The sequence below is a fragment of the Streptomyces sp. NRRL S-337 genome (genome assembly GCF_000720175.1).
Lineage (GTDB): Bacteria > Actinomycetota > Actinomycetes > Streptomycetales > Streptomycetaceae > Streptomyces > Streptomyces siderophoricus.
This window is the reverse complement of sequence record NZ_JOIX01000007.1, coordinates 58,561-80,228: the sequence shown is the minus strand read 5'-3', so window position 1 is coordinate 80,228 and position 21,668 is coordinate 58,561. Positions and strand designations below refer to the sequence as shown.

The following is a 21,668-nucleotide window of genomic DNA, read 5'->3' as shown; positions in this document are numbered from 1 at the left end:
AAATGGAGTCGCCGGCCGCGCCAATGGGGGACATCACGCGGGCCGGCGACATCGACCCGCACATCGTGTCCGTACCGAGGGTGAACGGGCAGCCACGTGAGGTCAGTTCATCCCAAAGGGTGGTTTCCGCGCGCGGGTTCGATTCCTACGACACCCCGCATCTCCCCCGTCACAGCCGCCCCACCTCTCGGGTGATCCCCGTTGACCGACCTCGCCCGGTCCCGGCCCGAATCCGGGCCCGCGTCCAGGATCCGGAACTCGTTGTCCTGTACACGAAGACCCCGGATAGGGTGCCGCCGTGTCGATCGAGCAGAACAGCCAGCAGCCGGACGCACAGCAGGAGCAGCCGGCCGCGGCCCCTCCGGGCGAGTTGCCCGCCTCCGACCGGGCGGCCCGCCGTGCGGTCACGATCTTCCCGCTGCTGGTGGTCGCCGCGGGGGCGGTCGGGCTGCTGTGGCCGGCGCACTTCACCGGCTGGGCGCCCGCGGTGCCGTGGCTGCTCGGCGTGGTGATGTTCACGATGGGGCTGACGCTGACCCCACCGGACTTCGCGGCGGTCGCCCGGCGGCCCTGGGCGGTGGGGCTGGGCCTGGTCGCCCACTACGTGATCATGCCGGGGCTCGGCTGGCTGATCGCGACCGTGCTGGACCTGCCACCGCAGCTCGCGGCCGGGGTCATCCTGGTCGGCTGCGCGCCCAGCGGGACCGCGTCCAACGTCGTGACGTTCCTGGCGCGCGGCGATGTCGCGCTGTCCGTGTCGGTGGCGACGGTCTCGACGGTGCTCGCGCCGCTGATCACGCCCGCGCTGACGCTGCTGCTCGCCGGGCAGTTCCTGGCCGTGGACGCCGGGGGCATGGTGACGGACATCCTGAAGACGGTGCTGCTGCCGGTCGTGGCGGGCCTGCTGGTCCGGCTGGTCGCGGGCCGGTTCGTGGACCGTCTGCTGCGGGCCCTGCCCTGGCTGTCCGCGGCGACCGTCGCGGTGATCGTCCTGGTCGTGGTCTCCGGCAGCGCGCCGGCGATCAAGGAGGCGGCGGTGCCGGTGCTGCTGGCCGTGGTGCTGCACAACGGCCTCGGGCTGGCGCTGGGGCACGCCGCGGGCCGCCTGGCCCGGCTGGGCGGGCCGGCGAGCCGGGCGATGGCCTTCGAGGTCGGTATGCAGAACTCCGGACTGGCCGCCTCGCTGGCCACCGCCCACTTCAGCCCGGCCGCGGCGCTGCCCGCCGCGGTCTTCTCGGTGTGGCACAACGTCTCGGGCGCGGTGGTGGCGGCCTGGATGGCCCGCCGGAGGTAGGCCCGCCCCGAGGGGTGGCTCAGCCCACGATCTCGCCGCGCAGCACGACCCGGCGCGGCGCCGCCAGCACCCGGACGTCCTCGCGCGGATCGCTCTCGTAGACCACCAGGTCCGCCGGGGCGCCCTCGGTGAGGCCCGGGCGGCCGAGCCACTCGCGGGCGCCCCAGGTGGTGGCCGAGAGCGCGGCCCGGGCGGGCAGCCCGGCCCGGGTCAGCTCGACGACCTCGTCGGCGACCAGGCCGTGCGCCAGCGAGCCGCCCGCGTCGGTGCCGGCGAAGACCGGCACCCCGGCGTCGTAGGCGGCCCGGACGGTGTCGTAGCGGCGGTCGTGCAGCCGGCGCATGTGGTCCGCCCAGCGCGGGAACTTCCCGGCGCCGGCGTCCGCCAGGCGCGGGAAGGTGGCGATGTTGACGAGCGTGGGGACGATGGCGACCCCGCGCTCGGCGAACAGCGGGATGGTCTCCTCGGTGAGCCCGGTGGCGTGCTCGATGCAGTCGATGCCGGCCTCGACGAGCGGGGCGAGGGTTTCCTCGGCGAAGCAGTGCGCGGTCACCCGGGCGCCCAGGCGGTGCGCCTCCGCGATGGCCGCCTCGACCGCACCCTTGGGCCAGCAGGCCCCCAGGTCCCCCGTGGAGCGGTCGATCCAGTCACCGACGAGCTTGACCCAGCCGTCGCCGCGGCGGGCCTCCTGGGCGACGTAGGCGACCAGGTCCTCGGGTTCGATCTCATGGGCGTAGTTGCGGATGTACCGCTTGGTGCGGGCGATGTGCCGGCCGGCCCGGATGATCTTCGGCAGGTCCGCACGGTCGTCGACCCAGCGGGTGTCGGAGGGTGATCCGGCGTCCCGGATCAGCAGGGTACCGGCGTCACGGTCGGTGAGCGCCTGCTTCTCGCTGGTGGGGGCGTCCACCGGGCCGTGCGCGTCCAGGCCCACGTGGCAGTGCGCGTCGACCAGCCCGGGCAGCGCCCAGCCCTGCACGGTGGTGGCATCGCGTGCCAGGGCCGGCCGGTCGTAGGTCACCCGCCCGCCGACCACCCACAGCTCGTCGCGCACGTCGTCCGGTCCGACGAGGACCCTCCCCTTGAGGTGCAGCACCGCACCTTCACTCATGGACGTCATACCGGCACTCTAGGCCGCCCCGGCGGGCCTGCCGGAGACGGCGGTCACAGCGGTCGCCGGGCGGCCGGGGAGGGAAGGCCGGCGGGCGGGGGACGGCGGTGGGGACGGCCGCCCGGGGGCGCCGACGCTGTGTAGGCGTTTATTGCCGCATTGTTTCCGAAAAAGCCCCGCGGGCGTTCTCGCCGCATGTTCTTGCGGCGGTTCTCATGGATGTGTCCCACAGCTTTTTACGGGCCTTGCGTCAGGGTCTCCGGTGGCGAATTCCCAATTCCTTCGAGTACAGCTTCCCGTCTTCTTCTGCCCGCTTTTCCGCAGCTCAAACGCCAAGATTCCGCTAGTGTCGAAGCCCGTAATTCGGACGGATCTCACGGACGTTACGGACCTGTGACCGACCACACAGCCCGCCCGTTTCGCCCCGTACTTCCCGGTCAAATCGGGGCAACCCGACTCCACGTCGCGCGCCCGGGCGCCCCCGCGCGATAACACATCGAGCGGCCTGACGTAACCCCTCCTCGCGATGCAATTTCCTTTTTCCCTGGGTAAATTTAATTTCCATGACCGCCGCACAAGCAGACCATGCAGGTGCCCGTAGCGATATCGGAGAATTTCCGGAGGGCTTCAAGCTCGACACCCCCCGAGTGGAGGACGGAGCCGCGATCTGGCGCATCGCCCGCGACTCCAAGGCGCTGGACCTGAACTCCTCGTACAGCTACCTCCTGTGGTGTCGGGACTTCGCCGCCACCTCCGTCGTCGCCCGCGACGCGGAGGGCGAGCCGGCCGCCTTCCTGACCGGCTACATCCGCCCCGAGCGCCCCGAGACCCTCGTCGTCTGGCAGGTCGCCGTCGACGCGGCGCACCGGGGCCGGGGGCTGGCGGCCGCCCTCCTGGACGGGGTGACCACCCGTGCCCGGGAAGAGCTGGGCATCCGTTTCGTCGAGACCACCATCACCCCCGACAACGCCGCCTCCAACCGGCTGTTCGCGTCCTTCGGCGAGCGGCACTCCGTGCCGGTCCAGCGCGAGGTGCTCTTCGACGCCGGGCTGTTCCCCGAGCAGGGCCACGAGCCGGAGGTGCTGCACCTCATCGGCCCGTTCGCGCCCCCGGCCAGGCCCGCGCCCTAGTCCCCAGGGCCGCGCGGCACCGCCGCCGCGACGGCCGTGCGGCACCGGCACCCCCTCGAACCGCCGGCGCCGCCCCACCCCCCAAAGACTTCTTCCGCCTCTCGCACTCATCTCCCAGGAGCATGCTGTGACCATCACCCAGCCCGATCTGAGCGTCTTCGAGACCGTGGAGTCGGAGGTGCGCAGCTACTGCCGTGGCTGGCCCACCGTCTTCGACCGCGCGCAGGGCAGCCGCATCACCGACGAGGACGGCCACACCTACCTCGACTTCTTCTCCGGCGCCGGGTCGCTCAACTACGGGCACAACAACCCGGTCCTCAAACGCGCCCTGATCGACTACATCGACCGGGACGGCATCACCCACGGCCTGGACATGTCCACCACGGCCAAGCGGGCGTTCCTGGAGTCGTTCCAGAACATCATCCTGCGGCCGCGCGACCTGCCCTACAAGGTCATGTTCCCGGGCCCGACGGGCGCCAACTCGGTCGAGGCCGCGCTGAAGCTGGCCCGTAAGGTCAAGGGCCGCGAGTCGATCGTGTCCTTCACCAACGCCTTCCACGGCATGTCGCTGGGCGCCCTCGCGGTCACCGGCAACTCCATGAAGCGGGCCGGCGCCGGCATCCCGCTGGTGCACGGCACCCCGATGCCGTTCGACAACTACCTCGACGGCCAGACCCCGGACTTCCTGTGGTTCGAGCGCCTGCTGGAGGACCAGGGCTCCGGCCTGAACAAGCCCGCCGCCGTGATCGTGGAGACCGTGCAGGGCGAGGGCGGCATCAACGTCGCCCGCACCGAGTGGCTGCGCGCGCTGGCCGCCCTGTGCGAGCGCCAGGACATGCTGCTGATCGTCGACGACATCCAGATGGGCTGCGGCCGTACGGGTGCCTTCTTCTCCTTCGAGGAGGCGGGCATCGTGCCGGACATCGTCACCGTCTCGAAGTCCATCAGTGGCTACGGCCTGCCGCTCGCGCTCACCCTGTTCAAGCCCGAGCTGGACATCTGGGAGCCGGGCGAGCACAACGGCACCTTCCGCGGCAACAACCCGGCCTTCGTCACGGCCGCCGCGGCGCTCGACACCTACTGGGCCGACGGTCAGATGGAGAAGCAGACCCTGGCCCGCGGTGAGATCGTCGAAGCACACCTGAAGGCGATCGTCGAGGAGAACCCGGGCACCTTCGCCGAGTACCGCGGCCGCGGTCTGGTCTGGGGCCTGGAGTGCGCCGACAAGCCGCTCGCCGGAAAGATCGCCAAGCGTGCCTTCGAGCTGGGTCTGCTGATCGAGACCTCGGGCCCGGAGAGCGAGGTCGTCAAGCTGCTGCCGGCCCTGACCACCACCCCCGAGGAACTGGACGAGGGTCTGCGCATCCTCGGCCGCGCGGTCCGCGACTGCGCCTGACCGCGCCGTCCGACCGCACCGCACCACCGTTACGACAGAAAGGCAGCCCGCACCGTGATCGTCCGCTCCTTCAAGGACATCGAAGGCACCGACCGCCACGTCAAATCCAAGTCCGGCACCTGGGAGAGCAAGCGCATCGTGCTCGCCAAGGAGCGGGTCGGGTTCTCGCTGCACGAGACCGTCCTGTACGCCGGCACCGAGACGTCGATGTGGTACGCCAACCACATCGAGGCCGTCGTCTGCGTCGAGGGCGAGGCCGAGCTGACCAACGACGAGACCGGCGAGAAGCACCTCATCACGCCCGGCGTGATGTACCTGCTCGACGGGCACGAGAAGCACACCATGCGGATCAAGCAGGACTTCCGCTGCCTGTGCGTCTTCAACCCGCCGGTCACCGGCCGCGAGGACCACGACGAGAACGGGGTCTACCCGCTTCTCACCGAACCGGACAGCGAGCCCGAGACGGTCTGAGGCGACCTGCCGCCTGCCCCGTCCGGCAGAGCAAGGAAGGTACCCAACGCGCGCCCGTATGCCAGATTCCGTACGAGAGGAGAGGAAGGCAACACCATGACCACCGCACCCGAGCGCACCGCCGACCTGTACCCGACCCGCGGCACCTTTGAGGTGATCACTCCGCGGAAGGACCCGGTGGTGTGGTCGCAGCCCGGAGCGGCCGGCCCGTTCGCGCCGTCCGAGCTGAGCGACTTCGAACGCGACGGCTTCTTCGCCATCGGGGAACTGCTCACCGCGGAGGAAGTCGCGGTGTACCGCGCCGAACTGGACCGGCTGGTGCTCGACCCGGCGATGCGCGCCGACCCGCGCTCCATCGTCGAGCCGAAGTCGCAGAGCGTCCGGTCGGTGTTCGAGGTGCACAAGATCAGCGAGGTGTTCGCCAAGCTGGTCGCCGACCCGCGTGTGGTCGGCCGTGCCCGGCAGATCCTCGGCTCGGACGTCTACGTCCACCAGTCGCGGATCAACGTGAAGCCCGGCTTCGGTGCCTCCGGCTTCTACTGGCACTCGGACTTCGAGACCTGGCACGCCGAGGACGGGCTGCCGAACATGCGCACCGTGTCGGTCTCGATCGCGCTGACGGAGAACTACGACACCAACGGCGGCCTGATGATCATGCCCGGTTCGCACCAGTACTTCGTGGGGTGCGAGGGCGAGACGCCGAAGGACAACTACAAGCGGTCCCTGCAGATGCAGGACGCGGGCATCCCTTCGGACGAGGTCCTGACCAAGATGGCGGACCAGCACAGCATCCGCCTCTTCACCGGCAAGGCCGGCTCGGCGACGTGGTTCGACTGCAATGCCATGCACGGCTCCGGCGACAACATCACGCCGTACCCGCGCAGCAACGTCTTCATCGTCTTCAACAGCGTGGAGAACACAGCCGTGGAGCCCTTCGCGGCCCCGGTCCCGCGCCCGGAGTACATCGGGGCGCGGGACTTCACCCCGGTGAGGTAGCCGTATGAGGTAGACGGGCGGAAGTACCGGTGGCGCGGCCGCCGCACAGCAGGTCTGTGCGGCGGCCGCGCTGTGCCGTCAGGGACGGGGGCGGGTCGCCGGGGTGCCGCCCGGCCCGGCCTGCTCAGTCCGCAAGCGCCGGGTAGTCGAGGTAGCCGGTGTCGTCGCCGCCGTAGAAGCTCGCCCGGTCGGGGGTGTTGAAGGGGCCGCCGCGGGCGAGCCGGCGGGGCAGGTCGGGGTTGGCGAGGAACAGCGCGCCGTAGGCGAGCAGATCGGCCCCGCCCTCCTCGATCAGGCCGAGCTCCTCGGGGCCGGTGGGCCGGCCGTCGGTGGCCGGGTTGAGCAGGAACGTGCCGCCGAAACGCTTGCGCAGCCGGGCCAGCAGGTCCAGGTCGCGGACGTCGCAGGTGTGCAGATAGGCCAGGCCCAGCGGGGCGATCGCCTCGATCAGGGTGGTGTAGGTGGTCTCGGGGGCGGGCTCGGCGATGTCGTTGAAGGGGTTGCCGGGCGAGATCCGCAGTCCGGTGCGGTGCGCGCCTATGGCGTCTGCGACGGCCCGGACGACCTCGACGGCGAAGCGGGCCCGGGCCTCGTCCGAGCCGCCCCACTCGTCGGTGCGGAGGTTGGCGTTGGGCGCCAGGAACTGGTGGATCAGATAGCCGTTGGCGCCGTGGATCTCCACGCCGTCGAACCCGGCCTCGACGGCGTTGCGGGCCGCCGCGGCGAATCCGGCGATGGTCGCGGCTATCTCCTCGCCGGTCAGCTCGCGCGGGGTGACGAAGTCCGTCGGGCCCTCCTGGGTGAAGCCCTGGCCGGCCGCGGCGACCGCGGAGGGCCCGACCGGCACCAGGCCGTCCAGCAGCACCGGGTGGCCGACGCGGCCGCCGTGCCACAGCTGGGCGAAGATCTTGCCGCCCGCGGCGTGCACGGAGTCGGTGACCGCGCGCCATCCGGCGATCTGCTCGGGGGTGTGCAGGCCGGGGGTCAACGGGTAGCCGCGGCCGACCGGTTCGGTCTGGGCGGCCTCGGTGATGATGAGGCCGGCCGAGGCCCGCTGGGTGTAGTAGCGGACCATCGACGGGGTGGGAACGCCCTCCTCGGTGGCGCGGTTCCGCGTCATGGGCGCCATCACGATGCGGTTGGCGAGCGGAATGCCGGCGAGCTCGAAGGGCTCGAATGCGGTGGTCACTGAGGGCCTCTCAACTACGGTGCGGGGCAGGGGCATTGCCCGGGGCGGTTCGAGACCTTCCAACGCCCGGGCCCCCGCCCGGCATTCCCGTCACCGGCCGGCTATTTCAGCAGCTCCAGCAGCCGTTCCACGTCGGCCGTCCCGTTGTAGAGGTGGAAGGCCGCGCGCAGCAGGCCGCCGCGCACCGAGATCCGTACGCCGGCCTCGGCCAGCCGCTCCTGGGCGTCGGCCGGTCCGGGGGCGGAGACGATCGCCGAGCCGGGCGCGCCGTGCGGGGTCAGGCCGCGTTCGGCCAGTCCGGCGCGGTACTGGTCGGCGAGTGCGGTGTTGTGCGCGTGGACGGCGGCCACGCCCAGTTCCTCGATGAGGCCGAGGGACGCCGCGGCGCCGATGTACGCGAAGTGGGCGTGCGGTTCGTCGTAGCGGCGGGCGGTGGCGGCCGGCCGGATCAGGCCGTAGTTGGACTCGCCGATGTCCTCCCCGGCCACCCAGCCGGCGTGCGGCGCCGGCCAGTCGGGGCCGCTGCCGGGTCCGCCGCGGTCGCCGCCGAAGGCCATGAACGTCGTGCCGCGCGGGCAGAGCAGCCATTTGAACGCGCCGCAGACCAGGAAGTCGTAGTCGGTGGCGCGCAGCGGCAGCCAGCCGGCGGCCTGGGTGGCGTCGAGGTAGGTCAGCGCGCCGTGGGCCGCCGCGGCCTCGCGCACCGCCGCGAGGTCGGCGATCCGGCCGTCGAGCGACTGCACGGCGCTGAAGGCGACCAGGGCCGTGCCGGGGCGCACCTCGTCGGCCAGGGCCTCCAGCGGCACGGTGCGCAGGGTGAGGTTCGGGTGGGTGCCGAGCGGGTTGACCAGGGAGCTGAAGTCGTCCTCGGGGGCGAGGACTTCACTGCCGGGCGGGAACGAGGCGGCGACGACCGCGGACTGCACCGCGACCGAGCTGCCGATGGCGACGCGCTCGGCGGGGATGCCCAGCAGCCGCGCGAAGGCGGCCCGGGCGGCGGCGGGCGCGGCGAAGTAGTCGCGGCCCATCGTGCCGTACGAGGTGGCTTCCTCCACGGCCGCGCGCAGGGCGTCGGCGCTGCGCCGGGGGAGCAGTCCGCTGGAGGCGGAGTTCAGATAGGTCGTCTCGGGTGCGAATTCGGCCCCGCCGAGTGGCTCATGTCGCTGCATGTCCCCCACTGTCCTCGGCGGGGCACGCTCCGTCCACGGGGTTCCGGTCCGTGGTCGTGCCCGGTCGGCCGCCGGCCGGCGGTCAGCTTCCGGGCACCGCGCAGCCGTCCGGCCCGCAGACCTCCGCGTCACCGGCCGGCACGACCTGCACCACGCCGTCGGCGTGGGCCCGCTCCAGGGCCTGCCGGAAGACCTCGGCGGGCTGGCCGCCCGAGATGCCGTAGCGGCGGTCGATGACGAAGAACGGGACGCCGGTGGCGCCCAGCTCGGCCGCCGCGCGCTCGTCGGCGCGCACCTCCTGGGCGTACGCGTCGGGGTCGGCGAGCACCCGGGCGACCTCGTCGGCGGGCAGCCCGGCGCCGGTGGCGAGCTCGGCGAGGACGGCGGGGTCGCCGAGCGGCCGGGCCTCGGCGAAGTTGGCGCGGTAGAAGGCGTCGAGCAGCGCCTCCTGGCGGCCGTGCGCCTCGGCCAGGTGCAGCAGGCGGTGCAGGTCGAAGGTGTTGCCGTGGATGCGGTCGGACCGGTAGCCCAGGCCCTCCTCGGCGGCCGCGGCGGCGACCCGGGCCTCCATCTGCTCGGCCTGGGCGCGGCTGACGCCGTACTTGGCGGCGAGCATCTCGATCACCGGGACGTCCGAGGCGGGCGGCGCCTTGGGGTCCAGCTCGAAGGAGCGGTGCACCACCTCGACCTCGTCGCGGTGCGCGAACGCGGCGAGCCCGGCCTCGAAGCGGGCCTTGCCGATGTAGCACCAGGGGCAGGCGATGTCGGACCAGATTTCGACGCGCATGTGCTGACTTTCCTCGTCGGGACGTGTGGGGATGTGTGGGGACGTGTTCCTGCGTGCAACCGCGCGGGGCGCCGGGCTATTCCGCGGGTACCGTCCCGACATGACCTCGCCACAGGGATTCCTCGGTTTCTGGGAGACGACCGGCTCCGCGAAGACCTTCACCCACCCGCTCGATCCGGCCCTGCTGGACGCCCACGTGCCGCGGGAGGCGCGGGTGCTGGACTACGGCTGCGGCTACGGGCGGCTGACCGCCGAGCTGGCGGGGCTGGGGTACCGCGGGGTGTGCGGGGTGGACGTCTCGGCGGCGCTGATCGCGCGGGGGCGGCGGGAGCACCCGGAGCTGGACCTGCGGCACCACCCGGGGCTGCCGCTGCCGTTCGGGGCGGGGTCCTTCGACGCGGCGCTGCTGTTCGCGGTGCTCACCTGCGTGCCCCGGGACGCGGACCAGGAGGCGATCGCCGGGGAGCTGGGGCGGCTGGTGCGGCCGGGCGGGGTGCTGTACGTGAGCGATGTGCCGCTGCAGGACGATGCGTTCAACCAGGAGCGGTACCGGCGGTTCGCGGAGCGGTACGGGACGTTCGGGGTGTTCGAGACGCCCGACGGCGGGGTGTTCCGGCACCATCCCCCGGAGCGGCTGCGGGGGCTGGTGCGGGCGGCGGGCTTCTCGGTGGTGGCGGAGCGGTCCGGGTCGGTGGGGACGCTGGACGGGCGGCGGGCCGAGCGGCTGCAGCTCATCGCCCGGAGGACGGCGGCTCCGGCGGCGGAGCGTGTGGAGCCGGGCCGGTCAGGTCCAGCGCCAGAGTGAGGTGGGTGGCGTCGGGGGCGGGGCGGCGGTCCGGGTCGGGGCGCCAGCCGAGCCGGTCGTAGAAGGCGCGGGCGCGGTGGTTGTGCCAGAGGACGTCGAGGACGGCGCGGGAGAATCCGGCCGTGTGCCAGGCGCGCAGACAGGCGGTGTGCAGGGCGCCGCCGACGCCGGTGCCCCAGTGGGCGGGGGCGACGTGCAGCTGGTCGAGCGCGACGGTGGGGCGGGCGGTGCCGGTGCGAGCGGGTTCCCCCGGCGCCGTTGAGGCACGGGGGAGGTAGGAGGCGGCGCCGACGACCGTGCCGTGCCGTTCCGCGCAGAGCGCGGGGGTGTCGGGGCGGTCCAGGACCCGGGCCCAGGCGTCGTGCCAGCGGGCCTGTTCGGCCGGGGTGTCGAAGGGCGTGCCGGGGTGCCGGGCGCGGTGGTACGCGGCGCGGGCGCCGGCGTGCAGGGCGGCGATCGCCGTCAGGTCCCCGCGGGTCGCGCCGCGGACCCGGAGGACGGCCGTCTCCGGGGCGGGGCGCACGCCGGGCCTCACCCGCCCTCGGGGCGGCCGTCGATCCGGCGCGGCAGCCCGAGGGGACCGGCGTCGCGGAGCTCGGGCGGCAGCAGGGCGGGCGGGGTGTCCTGGTAGGCGACCGGCCGCAGCCAGCGTTCCACGGCGGTGCCGCCGACGGAGGTGGCGGTCGAGGTGGTGGCCGGGTAGGGGCCGCCGTGGTGCTGGGCGGGGGCGACCGCGACGCCGGTCGGCCAGCCGTTGACGACCACCCGGCCGGCGAGCGGGGTGACCCGGGCGAGCAGCCGGGCACCGAGGCCGCCGCCGTCGGTGCCGTCCCCGTCGGTGCCGGCGGCCTCCGCGTCGCTCAGGTGGAGGGTCGCGGAGAGGTTGCCGGGCAGCCGGGCGAGGACGGCGCCGATCTCGGCCTCGTCGGTGTAGCGGGCGACGACGGTGACCGGGCCGAAGCACTCCTCCAGCAGCAGGTCGTGCGGGCCCTCGGCGGTGAGGCGGGCGGCGGGCACGGTGAGGAAGCCGGCGCTGACGGTGTGCTCGCCGCCGGCCCCCGCGGTCACCGGGGCCTCGACGTCGGGCAGTTCGGCGCGGCCGCGGACGCCGCCGAGGAACGCCTCGCGCATCCGCCGGTCGAGCATCACCCCGGCCTCGGTGTCGCTGACCGCGTCGGTCAGCGAGGTCAGCAGCCGGTCCCCGGCCGGGCCGGCGGGCGCCAGCACCAGGCCCGGCTTGACGCAGAACTGGCCGGTGCCCAGGGTCATCGAGCCGGCCAGCCCGGCGCCGATCTGCTCGGCGCGTTCGGCGGCCGCGGCCTCGGTGACCACGACCGGGTTGAGGCTGCCCAGCTCGCCGTGGAAGGGGATCGGGTGCGGGCGGGCCGCGGCCGCGTCGTACAGGGCGCGGCCGCCGCGCACTGAGCCGGTGAAGCCGGCCGCGGCCACCAGCGGGTGGCGGACCAGGTCGATCCCGGCCTGGAAACCGTGGACGAGGTGCAGCACGCCGGGCGGCAGTCCGGTCTCGTCGGCGGCGCGGCGCAGCAGCGCGGCGCACAGTTCGGAGGTGGCGGGGTGGTCCGGGTGCGCCTTGACGACGACCGGGCAGCCGGCCGCGAGGGCGCTGGCGGTGTCGCCGCCGGGGACGGAGAAGGCCAGCGGGAAGTTGCTGGCGGAGTAGACCGCGACCACGCCCAGCGGGATCTTGTAGCGGCGCAGGTCGGGCCGGGGCGGGGTGAGGCCCGGGTCGGCGTGGTCGATCCGTACGTCGAGGAACGCGCCCTCCTCGACGAGGTCCGCGAAGGACCGCAACTGATAGGTGGTGCGGGCGAGTTCGCCGGTGAGCCGGCCGGGGCCGAGCGCGGTCTCGGCGTCGGCGGCCTCGATGACCGCCTCGCCCGCCTCGTCGAGCAGGCCGGCGGCGCGGCGCAGCAGCGCGGCCCGGACCCCCCGGTCGGCCAGCGCGTCCCGGGCGGCGTGCGCGGCGCGGACCGCGCCGTCCACCTCGGCCGCTGTGGCCTCCACCGCAACCTGCTCCCGCCGCTTCCCGGTTCGGGGGTCGACACTCCAGACTGGTGCTGCCGCTGCCACCGTGCATTCCTCCCGGGTGATGCCGTGCCGAGGTCGTACTGCGTCGTGCCGCATCGTCCTGCGTGGTGCGGGCCCGGCGCCGTGGTGTCCGGGACGTCCGTTCCCGGGCGTCATGCCCGGTTTCCGAAAGCCGTCCGGACCTTGCAGCGGACCGGACACCGTTCGATATGCTGAACGTCGTCCCAGATCTTGAACAAACGGGACTCTATGGCTGTCCGAACAGAGGGGTCAAGGGCGATGTCAGCTGCCGATTCCGGAGGATCGCAGGTCAAGTCCGCGGTGCGGACGGTGGAACTGCTGGAGCACTTCGCGGGCAGCCCCGGTATGCACTCCCTCGCCTCCGTCCAGGAAGCCGTCGGCTACCCGAAGTCCAGCCTCTACATGCTGCTGCGCACCCTGGTCGACCTCGGCTGGGTGGAGACCGACGCGACGGGCACCCGGTACGGCATCGGCGTCCGCGCACTGCTGGTCGGCACGTCGTACATCGACGGCGACGAGGTGGTCGCGGTGGCCCGGCCGACGCTGGACCGGCTCTCCGACGACACCACGGAGACCATCCACCTCGCCCGCCTCGACGGCACCAACGTGGTCTACCTCGCCACCCGGCAGTCGCAGCACTACCTGCGCCCGTTCACCCGGGTCGGCCGGCGGCTGCCCGCGCACTCCACCTCGCTGGGCAAGGCGCTGCTCGCCACCTACACCGACGACCAGGTACGGGCGATGCTGCCGCCGGACCTCGCGCGGCTGACCGAGCACACGATCACCGACCGCGAGCAGCTCATCGAGGAACTGCACGCGGTGCGCGAGCAGGGCTACGCGGTCGACCGCGAGGAGAACACCCTGGGCCTGCGCTGCTTCGGTGTGGCGATCCCCTACCGCACCCCGGCCCGGGACGCGATCAGCTGCTCGGTGCCGGTGGCCCGGCTGACCCCGGCCCATGAGCAGATGATCAAGGACACCCTGTTCGACGCCCGCGACCGGCTGACCCTGGCGGCCCGGCGGCTGTGAGGCGCCACCCGGGCCGAGTGGCCCTCCCCCGCACGGCGGAGGCGGATCGTCGGTGGGGCCGAGGTGCGGGGCCCGGCCGGGCGGAAGGCTGGCGGGCATGAAAGGACACGTCCGGCCGCGGCTGTGGGGCGGCCGCTGGGTCCACCTGATCCTGGGCGGCGCGCTCCTGATGCCGTTCTACCTGCTGGCCTCGGTCGTCCTCCCGCTGTTCTGGTCCGGCGCCGATCCGCTGCGCCAAGTGCCCGTGCAGTTCACCGCGTTCGGCTGCGCGCTGCCGCTCGCGGCGGTGGCCGGGCTGCTCTTCCCGCTGCTGCGCCCGCTGGAGGTGGCCGCCGTACGGTCCCTGTGCGGGGTGCCCGGGGAGCGGCTGGCCGACGGACCGGCGCTCACGTGGGCGGCCCGCCGGCGCAGCGCGCTGTGGTTCGTGGCGCATCTGACGGCCGGCGGCATCGTCAGCGGCATGACCCTGTCCGCCCCGCCCGCCGCGGTGGTGCTGCTGGTACTGCCGTTCTCCGCGCCGCTGCGGGACTCCGTACCGGCCTGGACGCAGCACCTGCCCGGCGTCCTCGGCCCGCTCGCCGGGCTCGGGTTGCTGGGCCTGGTCCTTGGCACCACCTGGGCGGCCGGGGCCCTGCTGGCCCGCTGCGCGCCGCCGCTGCTGGGGCCCACCCCCGCCGACCGGCTGGCCGCCGCCGAACGCCGCGCCGCCGACCTGGCGTCCCGCAACCGGCTGGCCCGCGAACTGCACGACTCCGTGGGCCACGCGCTGAGCGCGGTCACCCTCCAGGCGAGCGCGGCCCGCCGGGTGCTGGACGCGGACCCCGAGTTCGCCCGCCGGGCACTGGCCGCCATCGAGGACACCACCCGCGCCGCGGTCGCCGAACTGGACACCGTCCTGGGCCTGTTGCGCGAGGAGGACGACTCCGACCCGGCGCTGCCCGCACCCACCCTGGACGCCCTGGAGGAACTGCTGGAGCGGACCCGGGCGGCGGGCGTACCGGTCGAGGCGTCCGTGCGGGGCCGCTGCACCGGACTGCCGCCGGTGGTCTCCCGGGAGGCGTACCGCATCGTGCAGGAGGGCCTCGGCAACGTCCTGAGGCACGCCGGACCGGTCCCGGTCCGGCTCCAACTCTCCGCAGACGACGGCGAGTTGACACTTCGGATGGAGAACCCGTTTCCCGGGGCGGCACCGGAGGGAGCGCCCCGGACCGGCGGCGGCCGCGGCCTGCGGGGCATCGCGGAGCGCGCCCGGCTGCTCGGCGGGGAGGCGGCCGCCGGGCCGCGGGACGGCACCTGGCGGCTGACCGCCCGGCTGCCGCTGGCGGAGCAGACGCACGACACCACGGATGACACGGGGAACGGGACGCCGGGCCGACGGCGGGCCGGGCCGGAGGGGGACGCACCATGACACAGGAACCGGCCACGGAGCCGTCGGCGGAACGGGGCGGGCCGCCGCACCCCCCGCTCCCGCTGCGCATCGTCCTCGCCGACGACGAGCACATGGTGCGCACCGCGCTGCGCGCCATCCTGGGCGCCGAGCCCGACCTGGAGGTCGTCGGCGAGGCGTCCACCGGTGCCGAGGCGGTGCCGCTGATCCGGTCGCTGCGCCCGGACGTGGTGCTGATGGACGTGCGGATGCCGGAGATCGACGGGATCCGGGCGACCGAGCAGGTGCTCGCCACCATGCCCGAGCCGCCGCGGATCATCGTCGTGACGACCTTCGAGAACGACGCCTACGTCTACGACGCGCTGCGGGCCGGCGCCAGTGGCTTCCTGCTCAAACGGTCCGGCGCGGACGAACTGGTGCAGGCCGTACGGCTGGTGGCGCGCAGCGACTCGCTGCTCTTCCCGGCCGCGGTGCGCCGGCTGGCCGCCCGGCACGCCGGGCAGCGGGCCGCGGAGGACACCGCGCGGCGGCTCCGGGCGCGGCTGTCCGACCGGGAGCGGGCGGTGCTGCGGCTGATGACCGCGGGCCTCACCAACGCCGAGATCGCCGACCGGCTGGGCGTGGGCCCGGCCACGGTGAAGACCCATGTGGCGGGCGTGCTGGCCAAACTCGGCGTGCGGGACCGTACCCAGGCCGTCATCACGGCGTACGAGTGCGGGTTCGTCCGCCCTACGGCCGCTCCCCCGCCCCGTCCCTGAGCTCGGCCAGCGCCTCCCGTACGGCGGCCAGGTCGTCGTCGCCGGCCAGGCCCGCGTGGTACAGGTGCAGCTCGTCGGCGCCCAGGCGGGCCGCGTGGGCGGCGTCGGCGGCGAGGGTCCGGGGGCTGCCGCCCAGGCCGGAGACGATGGTGAGGTTGGCGGCGACCGTCGCGGCGGCGGGGCGCGGCCCGGCGAACGGGCCGAGTGCCGCGGCGCGGGCCGCGGCGCCGCCGGTGCAGGGCAGGACCACACCGTCCGCGTCGGCCAGCGCCCGGGCCGGGTCCACGCCGGGGTTCGCGCCGCAGCGGTGGGTGGCGGGATCGGCGTGCAGCAGCACCCGGAAGCCGCCCGGCGCGGCCGCCCGTACGGCGCCCACCACCGCGTGCCGCAGCCTGCGGGCGGCGCGGTCCCGCCAGGTGCGCAGCACACCCGCCGGCTCCGCGCCGAGCAGCGCCTCGACGGCGGCCCACTCGCCCTCCCGGTCCACCGGAGCGGCGGACGGGCCGGACGGCGCCTGCGCCGACCAGAGCGGCTCCAGGGCGGACACCACCGCCGCCCTCAACTCCCGGGCGGGTACCCCGAGTCCGCGGTACCCCTCGGCGCACACGGTGCAGAAGCAGACCGACATCAGGTACTGTGCGGCGCCGGACAGCGGTACTCCGGCGGTCTTGTCGTGGGCGTGCAGATGGGCCAGCCCGTACCAGCCGCAGGACTCCAGTTGCGTGCCACGGGCGCCCGGCCGGACCGCGGCCTCGGCGGCGAGGTCGACGAGGTAGCCGCGCACCTCGGGCCGCGCGATGCACGGCGCCCACGGGTAGGCGTCCCCGTAGGCGTTGCGGACCACGATGGACGGGTGCTCGCTGCCCAGGCGGGAGTTGTGCGCCAGGACGACCCAGGTGTGCACCTCCAGGCCCGCGTCGGCCAGCGCCCGGGCGGCCGTGCCGAAGGGGTCGGGGCCGGCCACCCAGTCCTGGGCGTAGGGGTGGAGCTCCCGGCCGGACCAGCGGGCGGGGTCCGGCGGGTAGAGGACGGCGGAGTGCCGGGCGGTGACGATGCGGTGGCGCGGGTGGCGCGGGGTGAGGGCGCGGGCGGAGTGGTAGGCGGCGGCCAGGGACACCTGGTCGATGCCGAGGCCGGCGAGGCGTGCGGGGGCGTCCGGGTCGCCGATGACGTCCCAGGGGTAGAGGAAGGCGGCGGTGCGCATCAGGCGCCGGTCCCGGGTGCCGCCGCGGCCAGCTCCAGGCCGTGGTGGAGCAGTTCGGCCAGCTGCTTCAGGTGCGCGGGGGCCGGTTCGGAAAGCGGGGGCCGGACCTCGCCGACGTCCAGGCCGCGCAGCCGGACACCCGCCTTGACCAGCGAGACGGCGTAGCCGCGGCCCTGGTTGCGGAGTTCGACCAGCGGCCGGTAGAAGCCGTCCAGCAGCCGCTGCACGGTGTCGTGGTCGCCGGTGGCGAGCGCCCGGTGGAAGGCGAGGGCGATCTCGGGGGCGAAGGCGAAGACGGCGGAGGAGTAGAGGTGCACGCCCAGGCCCCGGTAGGCGGGGCCGGTGAGTTCGGCGGTGGGCAGGCCGTTGACGTAGAGGAAGTCCTCGTCGGGGGCTTCGGTGCGGACCGCGCTGATGATGCGCTGCAGCAGATCGAGGTCGCCCAGCCCGTCCTTGAGGCCGATGATGCCGGGGGTGCGGGCCAGGGCGGCGACGGTGGACGGGGCGAAGACGGCGTTGTCGCGCTGGTAGACGATGACCGGCAGCTCGGTGGCGGCGGCGAGGGCGGTGTAGTGCCGCAGCAGGCCGTCCTGCCCGGCCACGACGAGGTAGGGCGGCATGGCGAGCAGTCCGTCGGCGCCCGCCAGGTGGGCGAGGCGGGCGAAGTGGACGGCGAGCGCGGTGCCGTAGCCGGTCCCGGCGATCACCGGGACCCGGCCGGCGGCCTCCTCGACCGCGGCCGCGACGCAGTCGGCGAACTCCTCGGGGCCGAGCGCAGGGAACTCACCGGTGCCACAGCAGGCGAAGACCGCGGCCGCGCCCGCGTCGATGCCGCTCCGTACGTGGGCGCGGAAGGCCGTCAGGTCCAGGGTGCCGTCGGGGCCGTACGCGGTCACCGGGAAGAACAGCGGTCCGTCGAGGCGGTCGGCGAGCCGGCGGCCGGCTGCGGCGGGAGGAGGGGGTGCGGTCACTGGGCTCTCCCTGACATGCCTGCACGCTGCGGTGGGTGCATGATTCTGATCGGTGTCCATGTCCCTGAACCGCGTTCACGCTAGAGCAGCCGACCTCCACGGTCAAGGGAGCCCAACTTCCCTGACATCAGCGGGATTACAAGCGGATTTACCCGATCCGTCACATGTCTTGACCGACCATGGCGCCCTTCCTAGCGTGTGGCGTCCACGGACATGAATGCGCCGTCGAATGCGCCTTCGTGCCGCACGGGAGCCGTCCGCCCACCGCACCGCCCGAGGAGCCCACCGCCCATGACCGCACCCCGCACCGTCCTGCTCACCGGCGCCGCCGGCGGGCTCGGCACCCTGATGCGCGAGCTGCTGCCGCCCTACGGGTACCGGCTGCGCCTGTTCGACCAGCGAACCATCGAGGAGATCGAGAAGATCGAGAAGATCGAGAACCTCAAGAACATCGAGCATATCGAGAACACGGCGGGCGAACCGGAGGCCATCACCGCCGAGTTGGCCGACAAGGAGGCGCTGCGCGAGGCGGTGCGCGGGGTCGACGCGATCGTCCACTTCGCCGGGATCTCGCTGGAGGCCCCGTTCGAGAAGATCCTGCGCGCCAACATCGAGGGCACGTACCACCTCTACGAGGCGGCGCGCGAGGCGGGCGTCCGCCGGATCGTCTTCGCCTCCTCCAACCACGCGGTCGGCTTCACCCCGCGCCCGGCGGACGGCTCCGGCGCGATCGGGGTGGACACCCCCCGCCGCCCGGACACCTACTACGGCCTCTCCAAGGGGTTCGGCGAGGACCTCGCCTCGCTCTACTGGGACCTGCACGGCATCGAGACCGTGTCCGTCCGGATCGGCTCCTGCTGCCCGGAACCGACCACGGTGCGGATGCTGTCGACCTGGCTGAGCCCGGCCGACGCGGCCCGTCTGCTGCACGCCGCGCTCACCGCCCCGGACGTCGGCCACACCGTCGTCTACGGTTCCTCCGCCAACACCCGCCTGTGGTGGGACCTGTCGTCCGCCCGCGCCCTCGGGTACGAGCCTCAGGACGACTCCGAGCCGTACGCCGCGGAACTCCTCGCCGCCCAGGGCGAACTGGACCCCGGCAATCCGGAACACGCCCATCTCGGCGGCGCCTTCTGCACCGATCCGCCCCAGTGGCCCCACTGAGCGCCGGCCGCCGGCCCGGGCGGTGCGCGCGTGGTACGGACCACGGCACGGAACCCGCGCCGCCCGGCCGGCGTCCTCGTCTGTGCACCGGCACCCCGCCGGGCACGCACACACGCGCAGGAACGAGGAACGCATCATGGGCATCGTCAGCTGGCTCGTACTGGGGCTGATCGCGGGCATCATCGCCAAGGTCCTGCTGCCGGGGCGCGACCCGGGCGGGATCGTCGGCACGACCCTGATCGGCATCGTGGGGTCCTTCATCGGCGGCTGGCTGTCCACCAAGTTCCTGCACCGCCCGATACCGAAGGACTTCGGCGAACCGTCCATGTGGATCGCCTCGGTCGCCGGTGCGCTGGTGCTGCTGATCGCCTACCGGCTGCTGTTCGGCAACTCCCGCGATCGACGGTGAGGCGGCCCGGCGGCCGACCGGCCGCAGGTAATGGAACCGCAAAGGCGCACCGATCGTTGGTCCCGGCATGACCGCTATGACTCCTGGCTCGAACCTCCCGCTCACCGCCGTACGGGTCGCGGTGGACGTCACCGCCCCCGTGCGGCTGGACGTCTCGGGCCTGCTGCTCGGCGCCGACGGCAAGGTGCGCTCCGACGACGACTTCGTGTTCTACAACCAGCCCACGGGCCCCGGTGTGACGTACTCCGCGGCGGCCGGCGGCGACACCATCACGGTGGACACCGCCGCGGTGCCCGACGCCATCGAGAAGATCGTGGTCACCGCGAGCCCGGACGCCCCCGGCGCGACCTTCGCGGGCACCGAGCCGACCGGCACCGTCCGCAACGCCGACGACGGCAGCGTGATCGCCACCTTCACCCCGCCGCGGCTGGGCGCGGAGACCGCGCTGGTGGTCGTCGAGATCTACCGCCGGGCCGGGGCCTGGAAGGTCCGTGCGGTCGGCCAGGGTTACGCCGACGGCCTGGCGGGGATCGCCACCGACTTCGGCGTGAGCGTCGAGGAGCCCGCCGCATCGGCCACCCCGGCGGCCCCGCCCGCGCCGCCCGCGCCGCCGGCACCGGTCGCTCCCCCGGCCCCGGCCGGCCAGTGGGGCCCGCCCGCCGGCGCCCCGGTCCAGGGGGGACCCCCCGCACCGCCCGCCGCCGCACCCGCGTCCGCCCCGGCGGCCGGCTCCGGGAAGGTCAACCTCGACAAGGGCCGGGTCAGCCTGCAGAAGAACCAGACCGTCTCGCTGGTCAAGGGCGGCCGCCCGCTCCTCGGCTCGGTCCGGATGGGCCTCGGCTGGGAGCCCGCCTTCCGCGGCAAGAACATCGACCTGGACGCCTCCGTCATCGCCTACGGCCCGGACCGCAAGAAGATCGACAACTGCTTCTTCGGCAAGCTGATGATCCTCGGCGGCGCGGTCCAGCACTCCGGCGACAACCTCACCGGCGAGGGCGCCGGCGACGACGAGGCGATCACCGTCCACCTCGGCGGGGTGCCCCCGGAGGTGACCGGCCTGGTCTTCGTCGTGAACTCCTTCTCCGGCCAGAAGTTCTCCGACGTCGCCAAGGCGTACTGCCGCCTGCTGGACGCCCAAAGCGGTGAAGAACTGGTCCGCTTCGACCTCACCCACGGCGAGCCGCGCACCGGCGTGATGATGGCCAAGCTGATCCGCCAGTTCTCCGGCGAGTGGGAGATGACCGCCATGGGCGAGTTCGTCGACGCCCGCACGGTCCGCGGGATGGTCAAACCCGCCGGTCAGGCGCTGTGAGACCGGCGACCCGCGCCAGCCGCTCGTACGACTCGGTCAGCGCCGCGCGGTCGTAGGTGCTGGTGGTGACCAGCACCTCGTCCGCGCCGCTGCGGTCGATCAGCGTGCCGAGGGCGTCGGCGACCTGCTCCTCCGTGCCGTGGACGTGCCCGCGCAGGGCGTCGTCGTAGAAGCCGCGCTCACGGTCGGACATGCCGGCCGTGGCCGCCGGGCCGTCCTCGGCGGGCCGCAGCGGCGGGAAGACGCCGTGGGTGCGCGAGTACGCCAGCGCGCGGGCCTCCGGCAGCAGCAGCCGGCGCGCCGCCGCCTCGGTGTCCGCGACCGCCACCGTCCCGGAGACGACCACGTACGGGCGCTCCCACAGCGGCGAGGGCCGGAAGTCCTGGCGGTAGCCGTCGATGGCGTCCAGCATCTTCTGCCGACCGCGGACGTCGCCGATGACCAGCGCCAGCCCGGCCGCCGCGGCGATCCGCGCGCCGGCCCCGGTCGCCAGGACGAACGCCGGGATCTGCAGCCCCTCCGCGGGCCGCGCGTGGACCTGCGGATGGGCGGTCTGCTCGCCCGTGAAGTAGCCGAGCAGCTCGGCGAGTCGGTCGCCGAAGTCCTCGGTGGCGTCCTTGTCCGTGCCCAGGGCGCGGCGGATCCCACCGGTGAAGCCGACCGACCGGCCGAGCCCCATGTCGATCCGGCCGGGGAAGAGCGACTCCAGCACCCCGAACTGCTCGGCGACCACCAGCGGCCGGTGGTTGGGCAGCATCACCCCGCCGGTGCCGACCCGGATCCGGGACGTCGCGGCGGCCACCGCGGCGGCGAGCACGGTCGGCGCGGAGCCTGCCACGCCGGGCACGCTGTGGTGCTCGGAGACCCAGAAGCGGTGGTAGCCGAGTTCCTCGACGCGGCGGGCCAGCGCCACCGTGTCCCGCAGGGCGGCCGCCTCCGGGTGCCCTTCCCTGGTGCGGGAGCGGTCCAGGACCGAAAATTGTGTCGTCCGTGTCGTCGAGTTCCCCACCCCTGCT

Annotated in this window: 21 protein-coding genes; 12 read left to right on the top strand and 9 right to left on the bottom strand. The window is 73.8% G+C overall.

Features of this window, described 5'->3' with window-relative positions:
* Positions 1-370: 370 nt before the first annotated feature.
* Complete coding sequence (locus IG62_RS0108305) at positions 371-1,294, top strand: bile acid:sodium symporter family protein (RefSeq protein WP_051797757.1); 924 nt, start codon at positions 371-373, stop codon at positions 1,292-1,294.
* Positions 1,295-1,313: 19 nt separating this feature from the next.
* Here IG62_RS0108305 and IG62_RS0108300 read toward each other — a convergent pair whose 3' ends face one another.
* Positions 1,314-2,405, bottom strand: coding sequence for an amidohydrolase family protein (locus IG62_RS0108300; protein WP_030411732.1), 1,092 nt, complete (start codon positions 2,403-2,405; stop codon positions 1,314-1,316).
* A 563-nt stretch (positions 2,406-2,968) separates the two neighbouring features.
* On the opposite strand from IG62_RS0108300, the gene ectA reads away from it, so the two are divergent.
* From ectA to thpD, 4 genes are all read left to right on the top strand, one after another.
* Entirely contained in the window at positions 2,969-3,535 is a 567-nt protein-coding gene (gene ectA / locus IG62_RS0108295; protein WP_030799264.1) for a diaminobutyrate acetyltransferase, read from the top strand.
* 127 nt (positions 3,536-3,662) lie between these two features.
* Positions 3,663-4,931, top strand: coding sequence for a diaminobutyrate--2-oxoglutarate transaminase (gene ectB, locus IG62_RS0108290; protein WP_030799262.1), 1,269 nt, complete (start codon positions 3,663-3,665; stop codon positions 4,929-4,931).
* A gap of 54 nt (positions 4,932-4,985) precedes the next feature.
* A complete protein-coding gene (locus IG62_RS0108285) occupies positions 4,986-5,402 on the top strand; it encodes an ectoine synthase (RefSeq protein ID WP_030799260.1) in 417 nt (138 codons plus the stop codon).
* Between the two features lie 96 nt (positions 5,403-5,498).
* Positions 5,499-6,398, top strand: a complete 900-nt coding sequence (gene thpD / locus IG62_RS0108280; RefSeq protein WP_030799258.1) for an ectoine hydroxylase — start codon at positions 5,499-5,501, stop codon at positions 6,396-6,398.
* Between the two features lie 124 nt (positions 6,399-6,522).
* Here thpD and IG62_RS0108275 read toward each other — a convergent pair whose 3' ends face one another.
* The 3 genes from IG62_RS0108275 to IG62_RS0108265 all read right to left on the bottom strand — a co-directional run bounded on the left by IG62_RS0108275 (position 6,523) and on the right by IG62_RS0108265 (position 9,543).
* Positions 6,523-7,587, bottom strand: a complete 1,065-nt coding sequence (locus tag IG62_RS0108275; protein WP_030799256.1) for an alkene reductase — start codon at positions 7,585-7,587, stop codon at positions 6,523-6,525.
* A gap of 101 nt (positions 7,588-7,688) precedes the next feature.
* Complete coding sequence (locus IG62_RS0108270; RefSeq protein ID WP_030799254.1) at positions 7,689-8,756, bottom strand: aminotransferase class V-fold PLP-dependent enzyme; 1,068 nt, start codon at positions 8,754-8,756, stop codon at positions 7,689-7,691.
* Between the two features lie 82 nt (positions 8,757-8,838).
* Positions 8,839-9,543, bottom strand: coding sequence for a DsbA family oxidoreductase (locus tag IG62_RS0108265; protein WP_030799253.1), 705 nt, complete (start codon positions 9,541-9,543; stop codon positions 8,839-8,841).
* A 100-nt stretch (positions 9,544-9,643) separates the two neighbouring features.
* On the opposite strand from IG62_RS0108265, the gene IG62_RS0108260 reads away from it, so the two are divergent.
* Positions 9,644-10,348, top strand: coding sequence for a class I SAM-dependent methyltransferase (locus tag IG62_RS0108260; protein ID WP_030799251.1), 705 nt, complete (start codon positions 9,644-9,646; stop codon positions 10,346-10,348).
* On the opposite strand, the gene IG62_RS0108255 is transcribed toward IG62_RS0108260, so the two are convergent.
* Positions 10,275-10,871 carry a GNAT family N-acetyltransferase gene (locus tag IG62_RS0108255; RefSeq protein WP_037837976.1) on the bottom strand — a complete coding sequence of 199 codons (597 nt, stop codon included), beginning with the start codon at positions 10,869-10,871 and terminating at the stop codon, positions 10,275-10,277. The two genes, IG62_RS0108260 and IG62_RS0108255, sit on opposite strands and share 74 nt — an antisense overlap.
* A gap of 8 nt (positions 10,872-10,879) precedes the next feature.
* Positions 10,880-12,493: an aldehyde dehydrogenase (NADP(+)) gene (locus IG62_RS0108250; protein WP_051797748.1), complete on the bottom strand. Its 1,614-nt coding sequence runs from the start codon at positions 12,491-12,493 to the stop codon at positions 10,880-10,882.
* Positions 12,494-12,676: 183 nt separating this feature from the next.
* On the opposite strand from IG62_RS0108250, the gene IG62_RS0108245 reads away from it, so the two are divergent.
* From IG62_RS0108245 to IG62_RS0108235, 3 genes are all read left to right on the top strand, one after another.
* Complete coding sequence (locus tag IG62_RS0108245) at positions 12,677-13,447, top strand: IclR family transcriptional regulator (protein ID WP_030799245.1); 771 nt, start codon at positions 12,677-12,679, stop codon at positions 13,445-13,447.
* Positions 13,448-13,544: 97 nt separating this feature from the next.
* The gene (locus IG62_RS0108240) at positions 13,545-14,855 is read left to right on the top strand and encodes a sensor histidine kinase (RefSeq protein WP_078871880.1); all 1,311 of its coding nucleotides are present in this window, start codon (positions 13,545-13,547) and stop codon (positions 14,853-14,855) included.
* The gene (locus IG62_RS0108235) at positions 14,852-15,592 is read left to right on the top strand and encodes a response regulator transcription factor (protein ID WP_030799241.1); all 741 of its coding nucleotides are present in this window, start codon (positions 14,852-14,854) and stop codon (positions 15,590-15,592) included. The genes IG62_RS0108240 and IG62_RS0108235 overlap by 4 nt, the downstream gene beginning before the upstream one ends.
* Here IG62_RS0108235 and IG62_RS0108230 read toward each other — a convergent pair.
* Positions 15,564-16,796, bottom strand: coding sequence for a hypothetical protein (locus IG62_RS0108230; RefSeq protein WP_030799239.1), 1,233 nt, complete (start codon positions 16,794-16,796; stop codon positions 15,564-15,566). The two genes, IG62_RS0108235 and IG62_RS0108230, sit on opposite strands and share 29 nt — an antisense overlap.
* Positions 16,796-17,767 carry a 5-dehydro-4-deoxyglucarate dehydratase gene (locus IG62_RS0108225; protein WP_051797747.1) on the bottom strand — a complete coding sequence of 324 codons (972 nt, stop codon included), beginning with the start codon at positions 17,765-17,767 and terminating at the stop codon, positions 16,796-16,798. The genes IG62_RS0108230 and IG62_RS0108225 overlap by 1 nt, the downstream gene beginning before the upstream one ends.
* A gap of 291 nt (positions 17,768-18,058) precedes the next feature.
* Between IG62_RS0108225 and IG62_RS0108220 the strand changes: the two genes are divergently transcribed.
* The 3 genes from IG62_RS0108220 to IG62_RS0108210 all read left to right on the top strand — a co-directional run bounded on the left by IG62_RS0108220 (position 18,059) and on the right by IG62_RS0108210 (position 20,652).
* Positions 18,059-18,931, top strand: a complete 873-nt coding sequence (locus IG62_RS0108220; RefSeq protein WP_030799235.1) for an NAD-dependent epimerase/dehydratase family protein — start codon at positions 18,059-18,061, stop codon at positions 18,929-18,931.
* A 136-nt stretch (positions 18,932-19,067) separates the two neighbouring features.
* Complete coding sequence (locus tag IG62_RS0108215) at positions 19,068-19,340, top strand: GlsB/YeaQ/YmgE family stress response membrane protein (protein WP_030799231.1); 273 nt, start codon at positions 19,068-19,070, stop codon at positions 19,338-19,340.
* A gap of 76 nt (positions 19,341-19,416) precedes the next feature.
* Positions 19,417-20,652: a TerD family protein gene (locus IG62_RS0108210; RefSeq protein ID WP_030799230.1), complete on the top strand. Its 1,236-nt coding sequence runs from the start codon at positions 19,417-19,419 to the stop codon at positions 20,650-20,652.
* Here IG62_RS0108210 and IG62_RS0108205 read toward each other — a convergent pair.
* Entirely contained in the window at positions 20,627-21,661 is a 1,035-nt protein-coding gene (locus IG62_RS0108205; protein WP_030799228.1) for an MsnO8 family LLM class oxidoreductase, read from the bottom strand. The two genes, IG62_RS0108210 and IG62_RS0108205, sit on opposite strands and share 26 nt — an antisense overlap.
* Positions 21,662-21,668 lie beyond the last annotated feature (7 nt).